Here is a 654-nt window from a genome sequence, read left to right on the forward strand (position 1 = left end):
ATGGACGTGTACGAAAATGAACGCGACCTGTTCTTTGAAGATAAGTCCAATGATGTGATTCAGGATGATGTGTTCCGTCGTTTGTCAGCCTGTCATAACGTCCTGTTCACCGGGCATCAGGCATTCCTGACTGCCGAAGCGTTGACCAGCATTTCTGAAACAACCTTGCAGAATCTGGCTCAAATCGCCAAAGGCGAAACCTGCCCGAACGCCCTCTTCTGAAAATGCCGCTCCCCTGCATTCGGGGGAGCATTTTCAGATAACCTCTGATGATAAATCCGACAGTATCATTATTATATTGATTGTATTCCCGTCACTAACGTAGAGAAATTCAATGAAGAAAATTGTCACGTTGATTGCGCTCAGCATGCTTATGGCTGGCTGTGTGAGCAATGGAAAAGTTTCCGTTAATCGCGAACAGTTACAGCACCACCGTTTCGTTCTNGCAAGCCGGTAACCGTCGCCAATAACCCACCTGAATTAAGTTTCGGTGAAAATATGACGGTGTCGGGAAAAATGTGTAATCAGTTCCACGGTCAGGGCAAGCTGTCCGACGGTGAATTAAAAGTGAAAGACATGGCAATGACGCGCATGATGTGCGCCGATCCACAGCTTAACGCGCTCGACGGCATCGTCAGCGAGATGTTTAAGCAA

General features: G+C 47.5%; 2 pseudogenes. Both read left to right on the plus strand.

Annotated features, from left to right (window positions below):
• Positions 1-222: pseudogene (locus tag FDX22_RS03680) on the plus strand (2-hydroxyacid dehydrogenase); the annotation flags it as partial.
• A 112-nt stretch (positions 223-334) separates the two neighbouring features.
• A pseudogene (gene hslJ, locus FDX22_RS03685) lies at positions 335-654 on the plus strand (heat shock protein HslJ); the annotation flags it as partial.

Origin of the sequence: Citrobacter sp. TBCS-14 (assembly GCF_005280805.1) — a bacterium.
Classification (GTDB): Bacteria; Pseudomonadota; Gammaproteobacteria; order Enterobacterales; family Enterobacteriaceae; genus Citrobacter; species Citrobacter gillenii.